Here is a 15,231-nt window from a genome sequence, read left to right on the forward strand (position 1 = left end):
TTAACCCTGGCTATTTAGTGGCCGTGGCCGCCCAGCTTCATCAACCGGGCGCGCAATCCGGCCGGCATGGCCAGCACCAGCCGCTTGAGGGCCGGGCGCATCCCCATGTCCCAGAGCCGGACCATGACCCAGCCCCGGGGCGTAACCGGCAGGGCATAGTCACGCACCGGCACCGTTTCGGTGGCGAAAGTGAGTTTATAGGGCATGGCCGGCACTCCAAGGTCACAGCCCTTGAGGCCGCGCTCGGCACAGGCGGCCAGGATTTCGGCCAGGTGCAGCTTGCCCGGGCTTTCATCGGAATGGGAAAAATCGCGGCTGGCCACATAGGCGTGGTAGCGCCCGCCATGCACGAAACCCCACTGTTCGGCCAGGGGCCGCCCGTCATGGGTCAGCGAGAAGGCGAGGATGGACATGTCGCTGCGCGCCACCAGGCTCTTGCAGAACGCGGTGAAGTCGCCGTCACGAAAGGCGCGCGAGGTTAGCCCCTGCTCCTTGAGCCGGTCGGCCCGCCCACCCAGCGTCCGTTCGATCAGCGCCAACTGCTCGGAAGGCCGGACCACAACCCGGTGCGCGACCTTGCCTTCACGCTCCAGCCGGTTGCGCGCATTGCGCATGTTCTTGCGCGTCTTGGCCCGCACCGTGGAGAAATAGGCCTGGAAATCGGCAAAACCATCCAGCCCCACATAGGGAGCGCCCTGTTCCTCGCCGGTCAGCATGTGGGTCCTGGGCATGCCCAGCGCCAGCGCCGAGCCGTCGCGCACCTTGAGCAGGCTCACCCCGTCGCTCGGGGCCCTGGCAATGGCGATGCGCAACAGGCGGGTGACCGCCGCCACCGGGTCGGTATCGGCATCGATCAGCACATCGGCAATCTGCGCAAAGGCATGGCCCAGCGGCACCAGCAGGGTCCGTGCCCCGGTGCTGACCCGCTCGAGCGGCAGGATGCCGACCAGCCGCTGCCCGTCCTCAATGGTGGCGATGACCGGGTCGAATTCCGTGTTGCCCCGCGCCGCCTCGAAATCGAACACGGCCTGTGCCCAGCCCAGGCTCTGGAAGAGATTGGCGCCGCTGCTGAACCGCTCGAGGCCCTGCCAGCGATGGGCGATGGCATCGAGCTCCTCGCGGCTGCGCACGACCGAACCGCGCAGGCCATAGCTCTCCGCCGCCGCGCCCCTGGCCCGACGATCCCCGTCCCCGGCAATGACACCGGCAATGCTCATTTTTCGAAACTATGCGCCGCCACGTCGCGCACCCCTTCGGGGGCCGCCGGATCGACCTGGAAATCGACGGTGTAGACCTTCTTCTTCTGCGGATTGAGCGGCGAGAATTTCACCGCCCCGGCAATGCCGAGCTTGGCGATATAGGAAAGGCCGGTCACCTGCTGGCCGAGCTTTTTCATTCCCAGCGATTTGCGCAGCACGCCATTGGCATAGTTGACCGCATAATGCTTGCGCAATTCGTCAGTCCAGTGCTCGGTGGTGAAGCTGACATTGAGCATGCCGTGATTGACCACGCGATGCGGCCCGTTGAGCGGCCAGTGCAGCATCTGCCCCGCTTCCAGGTCATAGACCTGGGCGAAATCGTCGAACCAGGGTTCGAACGGCATGTCCGTCTCGCGCAATTGCCCCAGGATCAACTTCTCCAGCGCGGGCTGGGAAATGAACGGGGCCTGCGCGGGATAGACATAGACCTTCTTGGTGCCACGCACCTGCCACAGGCTCTGCCCGGGAACATCCGAATGGTATTTCACCGAGACATTGGGCGAGGAAATAAGGATGGTCAGGTTGCGCTTGTAGCTTTTGAAGCCCGGGACGCGGTCCTCGAACTCCGCATAGAGGCTGTCGAGCAATTCGCCATAGGCCGGATTGGTCCTGGCGGGCGCCACCAGATTGACCCAGATATTGCCCTGCTTGACGGTCTCGATCACTTCGGCGCCCGACAGGCCCTTGATCTCGCCTTCGCGTCGCTTGGGCGGATTGCCCGGCGTCTTCTGCGAATAGTTGACGTGATAGGCATTGCGCGGGCTGTTCTCGATCAATTCGGCCAGCGCCGCATCGGTAAACAGCGGCGAATTGGCGAGGCTATGCTGCAGGCGCAGCGCCTGGCTGCCCCACACCTGCGGGTAATGCGGCTGCCAGTCGGTGATGATCTGGTCGGAAATGAGCGGCATGTTCATGGACGGACTCCGGACACGGCGGCGACAACTCTTCGCTTCCCAGACTAGTCCAATGCGCGCGACATGCACGCCAAAGCTGCCACTCTGGTTAAGAGCGTAACCAAGCCAAGTGGTTAAGATGAAAAGAAAATTGTATATTGCCCGCCCGCGCCTGCTCGGGTCGCATCCGGGCCATGCCCCGCGCCGGACTGGCATTTGCGCGCCAGTTCCGCCATATAGGGCACAGACACGCCCCCAGGGGCGAACAGAGCGTGGAAGACCGGCGTGAGCGACGTCCCTTTTTTGAAGATGAACGGGCTGGGCAACCAGATCATCGTGGCCGATCTGCGCGGCACCACGGCCCGCGTCACGCCCGAGGCCGCCATCGCCATCAATGCGCGCCCCGAGACCCGGTTCGACCAGATCATGGCCATCCATGATCCCAAGACCCCCGACACCGCCAATTATATCGAGATCATCAATTCCGACGGCTCCCGCGCCCAGGCCTGCGGCAATGGCATGCGCTGCGTCGTCCAGGCGCTTTCGGCCGAACAGGGCCGGCAGCGCTTCACCTTTGAGACCGTGGCCGGCATTCTCTTCGGCGAAGAGGCCGATACGGGCCTGATCACCGTCGACATGGGCACGCCGAAATTCGCCTGGTACGACATTCCCCTCAACGAGGAATTCGCCGATACCCGCCAGGTCGAGCTGCAGATCGGGCCGATCGATGCGCCCGTGCTGCATTCCCCGTCCGTCGCCTCCATGGGCAATCCGCACGCCACCTTCTGGGTCAAGGACGACGTCTGGTCCTATGCGCTGGACCGCTTCGGGCCGCTGCTCGAAAACCATCCCCTGTTTCCCGAGCGCGCCAATATTTCCATCGCCCAGGTGCTGACGCCGGACCGCATCATCCTGAGGACCTGGGAGCGCGGCGCCGGCCTGACCGAAGCCTGTGGCACCGCCGCCTGCGCGGCCCTGGTCAATGGCGCCCGCACCCGGCGCACCGCCCGCAAGGCCACCGTGACCGTGCCGGGCGGGGACCTCGTGGTGGAATGGCTGCCTGACGATCACGTGACCCTCACCGGCCCGGCCGAGTTCGAATGGCGCGGCCGCCTCGATCCAGCCACCGGCGCCTGGACGCGCAGCGAGGCCGCCTGATGGCGATTGAAACGCTGACATTCGGGTGTCGCCTCAATGCCTATGAGGGCGAGGTGATGAAGGCCGAGGCCGAAAAGGCCGGGCTCGACAATGCCATCATCATCAATACCTGCGCGGTGACCGCCGAGGCCGTGCGCCAGGCCAAGCAGGCCGTGCGCAAGGCCCGCCGCGACAACCCCGAGGCCCGCATCATCGTTACCGGCTGCGCCGCCCAGACCGAGGCGCGGTCCTTTGGCGACATGGACGAGGTCGACCTCGTGATCGGCAATGCCGACAAGCTCAAGGCCGAGAGCTACAAGCCCATGGTCTTCGGCACGCCGCTCAATGACAAGGTGCAGGTCAACGACATCATGAGCGTGCGCGAAACCGCCGGGCACCTCATCGAGGGCATGGACGGGCGCACTCGCGCCTTCGTGCAGGTACAGAATGGCTGCGACCACCGCTGCACCTTCTGCATCATCCCCTTCGGCCGCGGCCCGTCGCGCTCGGTGCCCATGGGGCTGGTGGTCGAGCAGGTGAAAAAGCTCGTGGCCAATGGCTACCGCGAAGTGGTTCTCACCGGCGTCGACATCACCTCCTATGGGCCCGACCTGCCCGGCAGCCCGACCCTGGGCAAGCTGACCCAATCCATCCTCCGCCACGTGCCCGACCTGCCGCGCCTGCGCATTTCCTCGATCGACAGCATCGAGGCCGACCCGGCGCTCTACGAAGCCGTCACCGACACAAGGCTGATGCCGCATCTGCATCTCTCGCTGCAGTCCGGAGATGACCTCATCCTCAAGCGCATGAGGCGCCGGCATCTGCGTGACGACGCGCTGGCCGTGGTGGACAAGCTGCGCAGCCTGCGGCCCGACATGGTCTTTGGCGCCGATATCATTGCCGGCTTTCCCACCGAAACCGACGCGATGTTTGAAAACTCCCTGCGCTTCATTGCCGAGGCCGGCCTCACCTATATCCACGCCTTCCCCTATTCGCCGCGCCCCGGCACGCCGGCCGCCCGCATGCCGCAGGTGGGCAAGGCCATTGCCCGGCAGCGCGCCACGCTGCTGCGCGAAGCGGGCGAAAAGCAGTTCGCCGCCCTCTGCGCCACGCGCCTGGGCAGGACGGAAAGCGTGCTGGTCGAACGCACCGGGCTCGGTCGCACCGAACAATTCATCCCCGTGCGCGTTGCAGGGGCGGAAGCCGGCGAACTGCTCGCCGTGCGCATTGCCGGATTGAGCGAAGATGGGCTCATGGGCGAAGCCCTGCGCGCCGCGGCGTGATTTTTAAGGACATCGGATGACCGAAAAGAAACCCGGCTTCTTCCAGCGCCTGTTTGGCACCCAGCCCGCGCCAGCTCCCGCCCCGGAGGAGACTGTTCCGGAGACCCCGGTCACTCCCGATGCCATCCCCGACGTGCCCGAGCCCGCGCCGGAGCCCCAACCGGAGCCGCCTGCCCCGCCGGCTGAGCCCGATCATCCGCCCCCGCCCGGCCCGCCCGAGACCACGCCCGATTATATCGAGGAGATCGAGGACCAGCTGGCCGCCGCGCCGCAGGCCGTGGCTGAACCGGAACCGCCACGCATGGGCTGGTTCGGGCGCCTGGCCTCGGGCCTCAAGCGCTCCTCGGACAATCTGGCCAGCTCCATCACCTCGGTCTTCACCAAGCGCAAGCTCGATGCGGCCATGCTCGACGAGCTCGAGGACGTGCTCATCCAGGCCGATCTGGGCGTGGACACGGCCATGGCCATCACCGAAACGCTGAGGCGCGACCGCTTCGACAAGGACGTGACCGATGAGGATGTGCGCGCCGTCCTCGCCGCCGAAGTCGAAAAAGTGCTCGCCCCGGTCGCGACGCCGCTGGCAATCGATGCGGGCAAGCGCCCCTTCGTCATCCTCATGATCGGCGTCAACGGCTCGGGCAAGACCACCACCATCGGCAAGCTGGCGCAGAAACTCACCGCCGAGGGCAAGTCGGTCATGCTGGCTGCCGGCGACACGTTCCGCGCCGCCGCCATCGAGCAATTGCAGGTCTGGGGCCAGCGCACCGGAGCGCCGGTCATCGCCAAACCCGCGGGCGCCGATGCCTCGGGTCTTGCCTTCGACGCCGTCACCCAGGCAAAGGCCGAGGGCCGCGATGTCCTGATCATCGACACCGCCGGGCGCCTGCAGAACCGCGACGAGCTGATGAACGAGCTCGAAAAGGTCATCCGCGTGATCAAGAAGGTTGAGCCCGAGGCGCCGCACGCCACCTTGCTCACCCTCGACGCCACCACCGGCCAGAATGCGCTCAAGCAGGTGGAAATCTTCGGCCAGCGCGCCGGCGTTACCGGCCTCGTCATGACCAAGCTCGACGGCACCGCAAGGGGCGGCATCCTCGTCGCCATCGCCCAGAAATTCGGCCTGCCGGTGCATTTCATCGGCGTCGGCGAGGGCGTTGCCGATCTGGAGCCGTTTGAGGCGAGTGATTTTGCCAAGGCCATTGCCGGCTTCGAGGCGTCCCGCTAGCGCAAATCTCCCCGGCGGGGAGATTTGAGCCGAGAAGGCCATGAGAGCTATGCACGAATGGCGGGGAGGCGGGACAAACCGCTTCGGCGGACAGGTTTGAAGCGAGAAGGCCAAGGGAGCCAGGCCCAATTCTGACCACTCTTGTCCGCTAAGCGCTTGCATCGGAGCAAAGCTGCCATCACATTGGCTGCAACGCTATGGAAGCACGCATGACCGAAAAAGCCGAACCCGAACTCAATTGGGACGAGATGAAGCCACAGGCCATCAAGCTGGCGCTCGAGCTGGGCCCGCTGGTCGTCTTCTTCATCATGAATGGCCGCGCCGACATCTTCGTCGCCACCGCCTGGTTCATGGGGGCCATGGTGCTCTCGCTGCTGCTGAGTTGGCTGATTCTCAAAAAGATCGCGGTGATGCCGCTGGTCACCGGCGTCGTGGTGCTGGTCTTTGGCGGGCTGACGCTCTGGTTGCAGGACGACACCTTCATCAAGGTCAAGCCCACCATCACCAACACCCTGTTTGCTGCGGTGCTGCTCGGCGGGCTGCTGTTCGGGCAATCGCTGCTGAAATATGTGTTCGGGGACGTCTACAAGCTCAGGCCCGAGGGCTGGTGGCGGCTGACGCTCAACTGGGGCTTGTTCTTCGTCGTGCTCGCCGTGCTCAACGAGATCGTCTGGCGCAGCTTTTCGACCGATTTCTGGGTGGCCTTCAAGGTCTGGGGCATCATGCCGCTAACCGTGGCCTTCTCGATGACGCAGCTGCCGCTGCTCAACAAATATGCGCCGCCGGCGGAACCCAAGACGGCCCCGCCGGTGACGGTCGAAAGCTAGCCGAAGATCCCGATCACCACGCCCTGGATGACGAGAACGCCCAGGATGTGCAGGCCGTCGATGATGGTCAGCGACCACTTCATGCCTTCATAGCGGTGGTTCATGATCAGCGTGGTGATCACGAAGCCGACCCACATCAGCACCGCGACCTGGATGGCGGCGCCGATCGAGATACCGCCCATCAGCAAGGGCGTGATCAGGGCCAGGACATAGGCCATGACCAGTTCGACCACGGCCGACCAGATGAAGGGCGTATAGCCTACGCCGAGCTGCTCCTTGGTCTTGCCTACGGCATCGAGCCACTGCTTTGACAGCCCCATATACCAGACGGCGCCAAAGGCGAAGCTGGCCACGGTGGCCAGCACGATGGCCAGCCAGTTGACGGCAACAAAGTTCATTTCAATTCCCCCTCGCAAGTGATTGCGCCGAGGAATCTAGGCCGATTTGCGCCGTTCGAACAGACGGAGGGTCTACAGGCCGCCCATCGTGCAGAGCAGCCGCCACTCCGTTTCACGGACCTTGGAGACCGAGAGGCGCGAGAGCTTGATCAGCTCGATCTCGGCCAGTTCCGGCGTCGCCTTGATCTCGGCCAGGGTCACCGGGCGCGGGAGCGCCTTGACCGATTGCACGTCGACGCAGTCCCACACCACTTCGCCCTTGGCATTGAGCTCGCCGGTGCTGTCGGGATGGGCGGGCGCCACGATCTTCATGATGCCCACGATCTCCTTGCCGATATTGGAGTGGTAGAAGAAGGCCTCGTCGCCCACCTTCATCTCCCGCATATTGTTGCGTGCCGCATAATTGCGCACACCGTGCCATTCCTCGGCCTCGCCTCGGGCGGTCTTGACGACGAGGTCATCGAAGGAGAAGACGTCTGGCTCGCTCTTCATCAGCCAATAGGCCATCGTGTCAGAGCTCCGCGCCCGAATTGTTGATGGCGATGCGCCAGCGCTTCACCTCATAACTGGCAAAGACCCCGGCCGGCACGAAGGGATCGGCAGCGGCGAGCTTTTCGGCCTCGTCCAGGCTCTCGGCCTCGAACACCACGATCGAGCCTTCCGGCTGCTCCTCGGCATTGAGCAGGGCGCCGGCAAAGACGAGCTTCTTGCCCAGCGAATTGAGGTGCTCCAGATGCACCGGACGGGTGTCGAGACGCTTCTGCAGCGCCCCCGGCGCATCCTTGGCGATCATGGCATAGAGCATGGATCAGGCTTCCCTTTTGAGCGGGCGGGACATCAGTCCCGCCACTATTGTGGCAATATTGGCCTTGCCGGCGACGACGGCATCGACGGCATCGATGAGTGGCGCCTCGACCCCCAGGCTTCGGGCCAGCGCGGCGGCGACCGGTGCCGTAGCCACACCTTCGGCCAGCTTGGCGCCCGAGGCCAGGATATCGGCCGTGCTGCGGCCAGCGCCGAGCGCCATGCCGAACTGGTAGTTGCGCGATTGCACCGACGTGCAGGTCAAGGTGAGATCACCCAGCCCGGCCAGCCCGGTCAGCGTATGCGCCGAACCGCCCATGGCCGTCACCATGCGGGCCATTTCCGCATAGCCCCGCGCGATCAGCGCCGCCCGGGCCGAGGCGCCGAGATCGGCCCCTTCCACCGCGCCACAGGCCAGCGCATAGACATTCTTCAGCGCCCCGGCGATTTCCACCCCGATCCGGTCATCGGCCGCATAGGGCCGGAAGCTCGGCCCGGCCAGCGCGGCGGCGAGATCGGACGTATCGCTGGCATCGTCGCCGGCCAGGGTCACCGCTGTCGGGCGTCCCGAAGCCACATCGACCGCAAAGCTCGGGCCCGAGAGCACGAAGGGCATGGCATCGGGCGCCATGTCGGCCAGCACCTCGCTCTGCCGCGCCAGCGTGCCGGTTTCGAGCCCCTTGGCCGAGAGCACCACCGGCCGGTCTGCCAGCAGCGCCGGTTCCAGCCCCGAAAGCAGCGTCCGCGTCGATTGCGCTGGCACCGCCAGGATCACGATATCGGCCGCATCAAGCGCCGGCACGGCCCTTACATTGGGCAGCAGCGCCTGCCCCGGCAGCGCGGCTGCATTGATCCGCGTCGCATTGATCGCCTCGGCCTGTTCCTGCGTGCGCACCACCAGCGTCACCTGCCGCCCGGCCATGGCGGCCGCCTGGGCCAGCGCCGTGCCCCAGGCCCCGCCGCCGATCACCGCTACCGTCTCAAGTCGCATCTTCGGCGATCCTCATATCGGGTGTGTCGAGGGGCCAGCGGGGTCGCGCCGCCACGTCCAGCCGGTCGTCCGCGCCCAGCGCCAGCCTCTCCGCACCGGCCCAGGCGACCATGGCCCCATTGTCGGTGCAAAGGGCAATCGGCGGCACCACCAGGGTCGCGCCCATTTCGTCGGTCGCCGCTTTGAGCGCCTCGGCAATGGCCCGGTTGGCCGCCACCCCGCCAGCCACCACCAGTTGCGGAGCGGCATCAGGCAGTTCGGCCCTGAACCGCGCCAGCGCCTGGCGCGAGCGGGTCGCGACGATTTCGGTGACGGCCGCCTGGAAACTGGCGGCGATATCGGCCACGTCCTGGTCGGTCAGCGGCGCCAGTGCCTCGGCCTGCAGCCGCACTGCCGTCTTGAGCCCGGAAAAGGAGAAATCGAGCCGCTGTTCACGCAGAAGCGGCCGGGGAAACTTGAAGCGTCTCGGGTCGCCCGACTTGGCCGTCTGCTCCACCGCGGGACCACCCGGATGCCCGAGCGAAAGCAGCTTGGCCACCTTGTCGAAGGCCTCGCCCAGCGCATCGTCGATCGTGCCGCCCCAGCGCTCGTAATGCCCCACCCCGCGCACCAGCACGAACTGGCTGTGCCCGCCCGAGACCAGCAGCATCAGATAGGGGAATTGCACGCCATTGGTCAGCCGGGCCGTGAGAGCATGGCCCTCGAGATGGTTGACCGCGATCAGCGTCTTGTCCAGCGAGGCCGCCAGCGCCTTGGCCGTGGTCAGCCCCACCAGCACCCCGCCGATCAGCCCCGGACCGGCCGTGGCCGCGATGGCATCGACATCGGCCAGCGCGATCCCGGCTTCATCGACGGCCTGGGCAATGATGTGATCGAGCCATTCGACATGGGCGCGCGCCGCCAGTTCCGGCACCACGCCGCCAAAAGCGGCATGTTCATCGAGCTGGGAGCGCACCACATTGGAACGAATCGTCCCACGACCAGATTGATCCCGTACCACCACTGCCGCGGCGGTTTCGTCGCAGCTGGTTTCGATACCCAGAATGATGGCTTGCGCTTGCCCGGTCACGATGAACTGGTCTACTCCCAACAGAGCCTATCGCCTACTATAGGACCCATAGTCGATGCAATCATCCCTCCCCTTCGCCCGGATCGGAACGCGTGGCAGCCCCTTGGCCCTCGCCCAGGCGAAACTGGTGCGCAGCCTCCTGGCCGAGGCGCATGGCGTGGCCGAGGATCGCATTGAGATCGAGGTGTTTTCCACCGGCGGCGACCGTAGCCAGGCCGAGAACACCACACTTTCCGATATCGGTGGCAAGGGCGTGTTCACCAAGGAGATCGACGAGGCATTGCTGTCTGGTCGCATCGATCTGGGCGTTCATTCATCCAAGGATGTCGCCACTGGCCTGCCGGCCGGCATCCGCCTGGCCGCCTTTCTCGAACGCGAGGATGTGCGCGACGCTTTCATCTCGGTATCGGTGAAGGGCATCGACAATCTGCCCGAGGGCGCCCGCTTCGGCACCTCGTCCATTCGCCGCGCTGCACAGGCCCTGCGCCTCCGGCCCGATCTTCGCATCGTGCCCTTTCGCGGCAATGTGCATACGCGGCTGCAGAAACTTCTCGATGGCGTCGCCGACGCCACCCTGCTGGCCCTGGCCGGCCTCAACAGGCTTGAGGAAGGGCATCGCGCCACCGCCATTCTCGATCCCGAGCAATTCATGCCGGCCCCGGCCCAGGGGGCCATCGGCATTGCCATCCGTGACGGCGACACCCGATTGGCCGAAATCGTCGCGCCGCTTGACCACACCCCGACCCACGCCGCCATTGCCACTGAACGGGCCATGCTGGCCGTGCTCGACGGCTCCTGCCGTACCCCGGTAGGGGCACTGAGCGGCCTCGATGATGGCCTTCTCACCCTCAAGGGCGAAATTCTCAGCATGGACGGACAGACCAGCTACCGTGCCGAGGCCAGGGGCAGCGATCCGCTGGCGCTGGGCGAGGCGGTGGGGCGCGACCTCCTGGCGCAGGCCGGCGCGGATTTCCTCGATCGGTGGAACCGCTGATGCGCATGCTGGTCACGCGGCCCGAACCGGATGCGCAGGCCACCCAGGAGCGGCTGGCCGCGCTTGAGATCGAGGCGGACATCGCACCACTGATGACCCGCCAGACCCTCGACGCCCACCTGCCACCGCCCGAGGGCTTCGCGGCCGTGGCGCTGAGCAGCACCAATGCGCTGCGCGCCCTTTCGGACATGGTCTCGCTTGATCCGCTGCGCGACAAGCCGGTCTTCGCCGTGGGGGACCGCACGGCGCATGAGGCACGGCAGCTCGGATTTGCCGACGTCACCGCAGCTGACGGGACACTGGACTCCCTGGCCACCGCCATCGCCCTTGCACGGCCCGACGGCCCGGTCTTCTACCCGGCGGGCCGGCATCTGAGCGGCGACCTGGCCCATGCCCTGGCACCGCGCGGCCTGATGGTGGTGACGGTGCCGGTCTACGAGATGGTCGCCCGTTCCGATCTCGACAAGGACATTGCCAGCGACCTCGCATCAGGCCGGTTCGGCGCTGTGCTGTGCTATTCCAGGCGCACCGCGGAAATTTTCTGCGATCTGGCAAGCGACCTCATCGCGCCGGCGGATCGACGCAAGCTTCCATTTCTCTGCCTGTCGGAAAATGTCGCTGCGCCCCTGCTCGCGCACCATTTCAGCCGCGTGCTGCTGGCCGATCACCCGAGCGAGGACGCGATGCTGGCCCTGGCCCTGGCTTTTGCGCGCGAGCAAACTGGGTCATGATCGGAACAATGCAAAGGAAGGCCCATGGCTGACACCACCGGCAAGGAAACTCCATCGACCGATCCCAAACCGGCAGGCAAGTCCGGCCCGGTCAAGCCACCCGTGCTGGAGGGCACCGCCCGGCCGTCCGGCAACGGCAAGCCCGGTGATTCGGCGAGCCCCGGCAAGGCAGCGCCTGGCACGGCAGACAAACCCGCGAGTGCTCCGACCCCAAAACCGCGCACTGAAGGGACCACAGATGGCAGGGGCAGCAATCCCTGGCTGGCCGGGCTGGTCGGCGGCGTTCTGGGCCTTGGCGCGGCCTATGGCCTGGCCTGGTTCGGCCTCTGGCCGCAGCCGCCACAGGTCGCGCCGCAGGCGGACCCGCGCCTGGCCCAGTTTGCCACGGCCATCCCCGAACTGGAAACGGTCACCAATACGGTCCAGGACGAACTCTCGACCCTGACCAGCCGGGTCGGCTCTCTGGAGCAGGTGCGCTCCGAGGCCGCCGCAGTGCCGACTACCGATCCGGCCCTGGCCGAACAGGTGCAAAGCCTTTCGGCGCGTCTGGATGAACTGGCCGCGGCCCCGGCCGGCACCAGCGACGCCGAGGCGCTGACGGGTTTCAAGGCAGAACTGGAACGGCTCGGCGCCGAAATTGCGGGCGCCAATACACAATTGGCGCAAACGCAGGAGCAGCTGGCCGCCCTGTCCCAGGATGCCGATGACAATGCTGGCACGGAAGCCGCAACTGTGCGTCTCCCGCTGATCTTTTCAAGCCTCGAAAGCGCCTTTGCGGCCGGCCGGCCATTCGAAACCGAACTGGCGGCCCTGCGCCAGGCCCTGCCCGAAACCATCGTGCCCGAAGCCATTGCCGGTCGCGCCGCCGGCGGCCTGCCGCGCCCCGACACTGTCGAGCGCCAGCTCGTTGCCGCGCTGCCCGACATGCTGGCGGGACGCCCCGCCAATGCCGACGCCAATTGGCAGGACGCCACGGCCGACTGGTTCCGCGGACTGATCGCCATGCGTCCGGCGGGGGCGGTGGAAGGAGATGGGCCGGATGCCACCATTGCCCGGCTGGAAGCCGCCGTTGCCCGCCGCGACTTCACTGCCGCCCAGACCGAATTGCAGGCCCTGCCGGAAAGCATGCGCAATGCCGCAGGCAGCGTGGCCGCCGACATCGAGAGCCTTGCCGCGGCCGAAACCTTCCTTGGGCAATTGCGCACCCAGTTGCTGGCCGGGGAGAACGGCGCATGATCAGACTCGCCTCCTGGATTATCGGCAGCCTGGTCCTTGCCGGCATCGCCGCCTGGATCATTGCCCTGCCCGGCACCCTGACCCTGGAGCTGGCCGGCTATCGCATGCAGCCCAGGCTCGGCACGGCGGTGCTCATTCTGCTGGTCGCTGCGGCGGTTGTGATCCTGATCTGGGCCATTGTCCGTCGCATCATCGGTGCGCCGGGAGCCATGGCGCGGCGTCGCGCCACACGGCGGCGCGAACAGGGCGTCGAGGCATTGTCCGACGCAGTCATCGCCCTGCAATCGGGCGACCCGGCGCGTGCCCGTATCATGGCGCGCGAGGCCCAGGCCCGCCTGCCCGACAACGGCGCGGCGAGGCTCCTTGAAGCCCGAGCCGATCTGGCGCTTGGCGACATGCCCGCAGCGCGCGAGCACTACCGCTCCCTGATCGCGAGCGAAAAGACAGCCGTGGCCGCCCTGACCGGACTTTACGACCAGGCCCGCGCCCAGAACCGCCCCGAAGCCGCGCTCACCTTTGCCCGCAAGACGCTGACGCTGGCGCCGGAAACCGGCTGGGCCGGCCAGGCCGTGTTCGACGACCTGGCGCGGCGCGGCCAGTGGGCGGAAGCAGTGGCCATGGTCAATGCCGAATCCGCCACCAGCCGCGAAGACAAGGCCCGCAAGCGCCGCCGCCAGGCGGTGATCGAGACCGCCAGGGCCCGGGAAAGCGAAACCAGCCAGCCCAACAATGCCCTGGAACACGCGCTGACCGCTCTCAAGCTGCTGCCCGATTTCGTGCCGGCCGCGCTGATCGCGGCTCGCATCTATGCCAATCGCGGCGAAAGCCGCCGGGCGCAGAGCCTGCTGCGGCGCATCTGGCGCGCCACCGGCCATCCCGACATCGCCGCGCTCTACGCCCATTCCCAACCCGGTGCTTCGGCGGTGGACCGTCTCAAGCGCCTGGGCGAGATCATCGAATTGCCCGCACCGCACCGGGCGGCCGCCATGGCCATGGCCCGCGCCGCCATCGATGCCTATGACTGGCCCCGTGCGCGAGAGGCACTTGCGCCCTTTGCCGGCCCCGAAGCCACCCAGGGCGTCGCTACCCTTATGGCCGAGATCGAGGAAGGCCAGACCGGCGACCAGGGCAAGGCGCGCGAATGGCTGGCCCGTGCGGTGCGCGCGCCGCGCGATCCCGCCTGGACCGCCGACGGCATTGTCAGCGACGAATGGGAACCGGTTTCCCCGGTGACTGGACGGCTCGACGCCTTTGAATGGAAGGTGCCGGTGGCCAGCAATGCCCGGCCTGCGCCCCTGGCGGCGAGCGCCGCGCAGGCTGTGCCAGGCCTGCCGCCGGCCGAACCGCCCTTGCCCCTTGCATCGACCGAAAACGCCCAGTAAAAGACCCGCCATCCGAGCGGGCCAAGGCCCCTGTCGGCGCCGCAGTAGCTCAGTTGGTAGAGCACGTCATTCGTAATGATGGGGTCGGGGGTTCGAGTCCCTTCTGCGGCACCACTTCCTCTACACAGATCCCGAGATCCGTTCGAGCCGCTGGGCCAGGCGCGCCGTTGGCCGTATGGCCGGAATGGCCTGGCGACCGGGGGCAAAGAACTGCGCACGTTCTTCCGGCGTCGAATCGAAGAACGGGTAGCGGGATATCACCCGTGGATACATGACCGGGATATAGGAGGCGTAGAGGCAGACCGGAAAGGAGAGCTCGCCCCAATATCCGATCCCCGCCAATTGCGTTGAGCCGAAGACGCGCCGATAGAAGGCGGCATGTTCGGGGCGCACCGAGGAAATGCAGTAGGTCGCCTTGAAGTGCTCACAGGCCATGACCGCGGCCCGCAGGGTGAGATAGGGCAAGGCCGGATAGGCCAGCGAGGCCTCGTGATCGGCCGTGAAGCGGCTGGGATCGATATAGCTGCCGCCCTTTGCCAGAATGTCGCCCAGCACATCGGGCCAGATCGCCGCGCTCGGCGAGGTCGGGTTCTCCGGCGTCGCAATATGCAGCCGCACGGAACTCACCAGCGTGTCGTCGATATAGACGCCAAAGCAGTAGCAATTGTCCGCCTCGTCATAGGCGTCGCGGGTGATGCCCTGGGAATTGATCGGGATGAAGTCTTCGCGCCGATAGGCCTCGTAACGCAGCCTGTAGACGGGATCGAACTGGTCCTCGACGGACACGCGCCGAAAATGCACGCGGTCCAGAAGGTCGATCAGACTGGTGGCAAATCGCGAGGGGGTCCCCGCCGCCGTATCCATTGCCGCACTCATATACAGATACCCATTACCCCGGTGGCTGGAGGCAGCTTAACCTTTTGTTAGGGATATCCGCATACGGAAAAATCACGATGGAACGGCCACTTAGGCGTTATTCTTCGTGAAAATTCATGGTTATCA

General features: G+C 66.2%; 16 protein-coding genes and 1 tRNA gene. 9 read left to right on the top strand and 8 right to left on the bottom strand.

Annotated features, from left to right (window positions below):
* Nucleotides 1-14: 14 nt before the first annotated feature.
* Both K1X15_RS19625 and K1X15_RS19630 read right to left on the bottom strand, forming a co-directional pair.
* Complete coding sequence (locus K1X15_RS19625; protein ID WP_220305219.1) at nucleotides 15-1,217, bottom strand: GNAT family N-acetyltransferase; 1,203 nt, start codon at nucleotides 1,215-1,217, stop codon at nucleotides 15-17.
* Nucleotides 1,214-2,173 (bottom strand): hypothetical protein, encoded by a 960-nt coding sequence (locus tag K1X15_RS19630; protein ID WP_220305220.1) that lies wholly within the window; start codon nucleotides 2,171-2,173, stop codon nucleotides 1,214-1,216. The genes K1X15_RS19625 and K1X15_RS19630 overlap by 4 nt, the downstream gene beginning before the upstream one ends.
* Nucleotides 2,174-2,461: 288 nt before the next feature.
* Here K1X15_RS19630 and dapF point away from each other — a divergent pair, with 288 nt between their 5' ends.
* The 4 genes from dapF to K1X15_RS19650 all read left to right on the top strand — a co-directional run bounded on the left by dapF (nucleotide 2,462) and on the right by K1X15_RS19650 (nucleotide 6,624).
* Nucleotides 2,462-3,310 carry a diaminopimelate epimerase gene (gene dapF, locus K1X15_RS19635; RefSeq protein WP_220307630.1) on the top strand — a complete coding sequence of 283 codons (849 nt, stop codon included), beginning with the start codon at nucleotides 2,462-2,464 and terminating at the stop codon, nucleotides 3,308-3,310.
* Nucleotides 3,310-4,572, top strand: a complete 1,263-nt coding sequence (gene mtaB, locus K1X15_RS19640; RefSeq protein WP_220305221.1) for a tRNA (N(6)-L-threonylcarbamoyladenosine(37)-C(2))-methylthiotransferase MtaB — start codon at nucleotides 3,310-3,312, stop codon at nucleotides 4,570-4,572. Before dapF ends, mtaB begins: the two co-directional genes overlap by 1 nt.
* A 16-nt stretch (nucleotides 4,573-4,588) precedes the next feature.
* Nucleotides 4,589-5,797: a signal recognition particle-docking protein FtsY gene (gene ftsY, locus K1X15_RS19645; protein ID WP_220305222.1), complete on the top strand. Its 1,209-nt coding sequence runs from the start codon at nucleotides 4,589-4,591 to the stop codon at nucleotides 5,795-5,797.
* 209 nt (nucleotides 5,798-6,006) lie between these two features.
* Nucleotides 6,007-6,624: a septation protein A gene (locus K1X15_RS19650; RefSeq protein WP_220305223.1), complete on the top strand. Its 618-nt coding sequence runs from the start codon at nucleotides 6,007-6,009 to the stop codon at nucleotides 6,622-6,624.
* On the opposite strand, the gene K1X15_RS19655 is transcribed toward K1X15_RS19650, so the two are convergent.
* From K1X15_RS19655 to tsaD, 5 genes are all read right to left on the bottom strand, one after another.
* On the bottom strand, nucleotides 6,621-7,022 hold the full coding sequence (locus tag K1X15_RS19655; protein ID WP_220305224.1) for a DUF1761 domain-containing protein: 402 nt from the start codon (nucleotides 7,020-7,022) through the stop codon (nucleotides 6,621-6,623). The two genes, K1X15_RS19650 and K1X15_RS19655, sit on opposite strands and share 4 nt — an antisense overlap.
* A 72-nt stretch (nucleotides 7,023-7,094) precedes the next feature.
* Nucleotides 7,095-7,529, bottom strand: coding sequence for an EVE domain-containing protein (locus K1X15_RS19660; RefSeq protein WP_220305225.1), 435 nt, complete (start codon nucleotides 7,527-7,529; stop codon nucleotides 7,095-7,097).
* A 4-nt stretch (nucleotides 7,530-7,533) separates the two neighbouring features.
* Complete coding sequence (locus tag K1X15_RS19665; RefSeq protein ID WP_220305226.1) at nucleotides 7,534-7,827, bottom strand: YciI family protein; 294 nt, start codon at nucleotides 7,825-7,827, stop codon at nucleotides 7,534-7,536.
* Between the two features lie 3 nt (nucleotides 7,828-7,830).
* Nucleotides 7,831-8,817, bottom strand: coding sequence for an NAD(P)H-dependent glycerol-3-phosphate dehydrogenase (locus K1X15_RS19670; protein WP_220305227.1), 987 nt, complete (start codon nucleotides 8,815-8,817; stop codon nucleotides 7,831-7,833).
* The gene (gene tsaD, locus K1X15_RS19675) at nucleotides 8,807-9,865 is read right to left on the bottom strand and encodes a tRNA (adenosine(37)-N6)-threonylcarbamoyltransferase complex transferase subunit TsaD (protein ID WP_220307631.1); all 1,059 of its coding nucleotides are present in this window, start codon (nucleotides 9,863-9,865) and stop codon (nucleotides 8,807-8,809) included. The genes K1X15_RS19670 and tsaD overlap by 11 nt, the downstream gene beginning before the upstream one ends.
* 76 nt (nucleotides 9,866-9,941) lie before the next feature.
* Between tsaD and hemC the strand changes: the two genes are divergently transcribed.
* The 5 genes from hemC (at nucleotide 9,942) to K1X15_RS19700 (ending at nucleotide 14,343) form a co-directional block, all read left to right on the top strand.
* Entirely contained in the window at nucleotides 9,942-10,880 is a 939-nt protein-coding gene (gene hemC / locus K1X15_RS19680) for a hydroxymethylbilane synthase (protein ID WP_220305228.1), read from the top strand.
* On the top strand, nucleotides 10,880-11,611 hold the full coding sequence (locus K1X15_RS19685; RefSeq protein ID WP_220305229.1) for a uroporphyrinogen-III synthase: 732 nt from the start codon (nucleotides 10,880-10,882) through the stop codon (nucleotides 11,609-11,611). Before hemC ends, K1X15_RS19685 begins: the two co-directional genes overlap by 1 nt.
* A gap of 24 nt (nucleotides 11,612-11,635) precedes the next feature.
* Nucleotides 11,636-12,847, top strand: coding sequence for a COG4223 family protein (locus K1X15_RS19690; RefSeq protein ID WP_220305230.1), 1,212 nt, complete (start codon nucleotides 11,636-11,638; stop codon nucleotides 12,845-12,847).
* Nucleotides 12,844-14,229 (top strand): heme biosynthesis protein HemY, encoded by a 1,386-nt coding sequence (locus K1X15_RS19695; RefSeq protein WP_220305231.1) that lies wholly within the window; start codon nucleotides 12,844-12,846, stop codon nucleotides 14,227-14,229. The genes K1X15_RS19690 and K1X15_RS19695 overlap by 4 nt, the downstream gene beginning before the upstream one ends.
* Nucleotides 14,230-14,267: 38 nt before the next feature.
* Nucleotides 14,268-14,343 (top strand) — tRNA-Thr (locus K1X15_RS19700).
* Nucleotides 14,344-14,349: 6 nt separating this feature from the next.
* Here K1X15_RS19700 and K1X15_RS19705 read toward each other — a convergent pair.
* Nucleotides 14,350-15,105: an N-acyl amino acid synthase FeeM domain-containing protein gene (locus K1X15_RS19705; protein ID WP_220305232.1), complete on the bottom strand. Its 756-nt coding sequence runs from the start codon at nucleotides 15,103-15,105 to the stop codon at nucleotides 14,350-14,352.
* Nucleotides 15,106-15,231 lie beyond the last annotated feature (126 nt).

It is taken from the genome of Devosia salina, from assembly GCF_019504385.1.
GTDB classification, from domain to species: domain Bacteria; phylum Pseudomonadota; class Alphaproteobacteria; order Rhizobiales; family Devosiaceae; genus Devosia; species Devosia salina.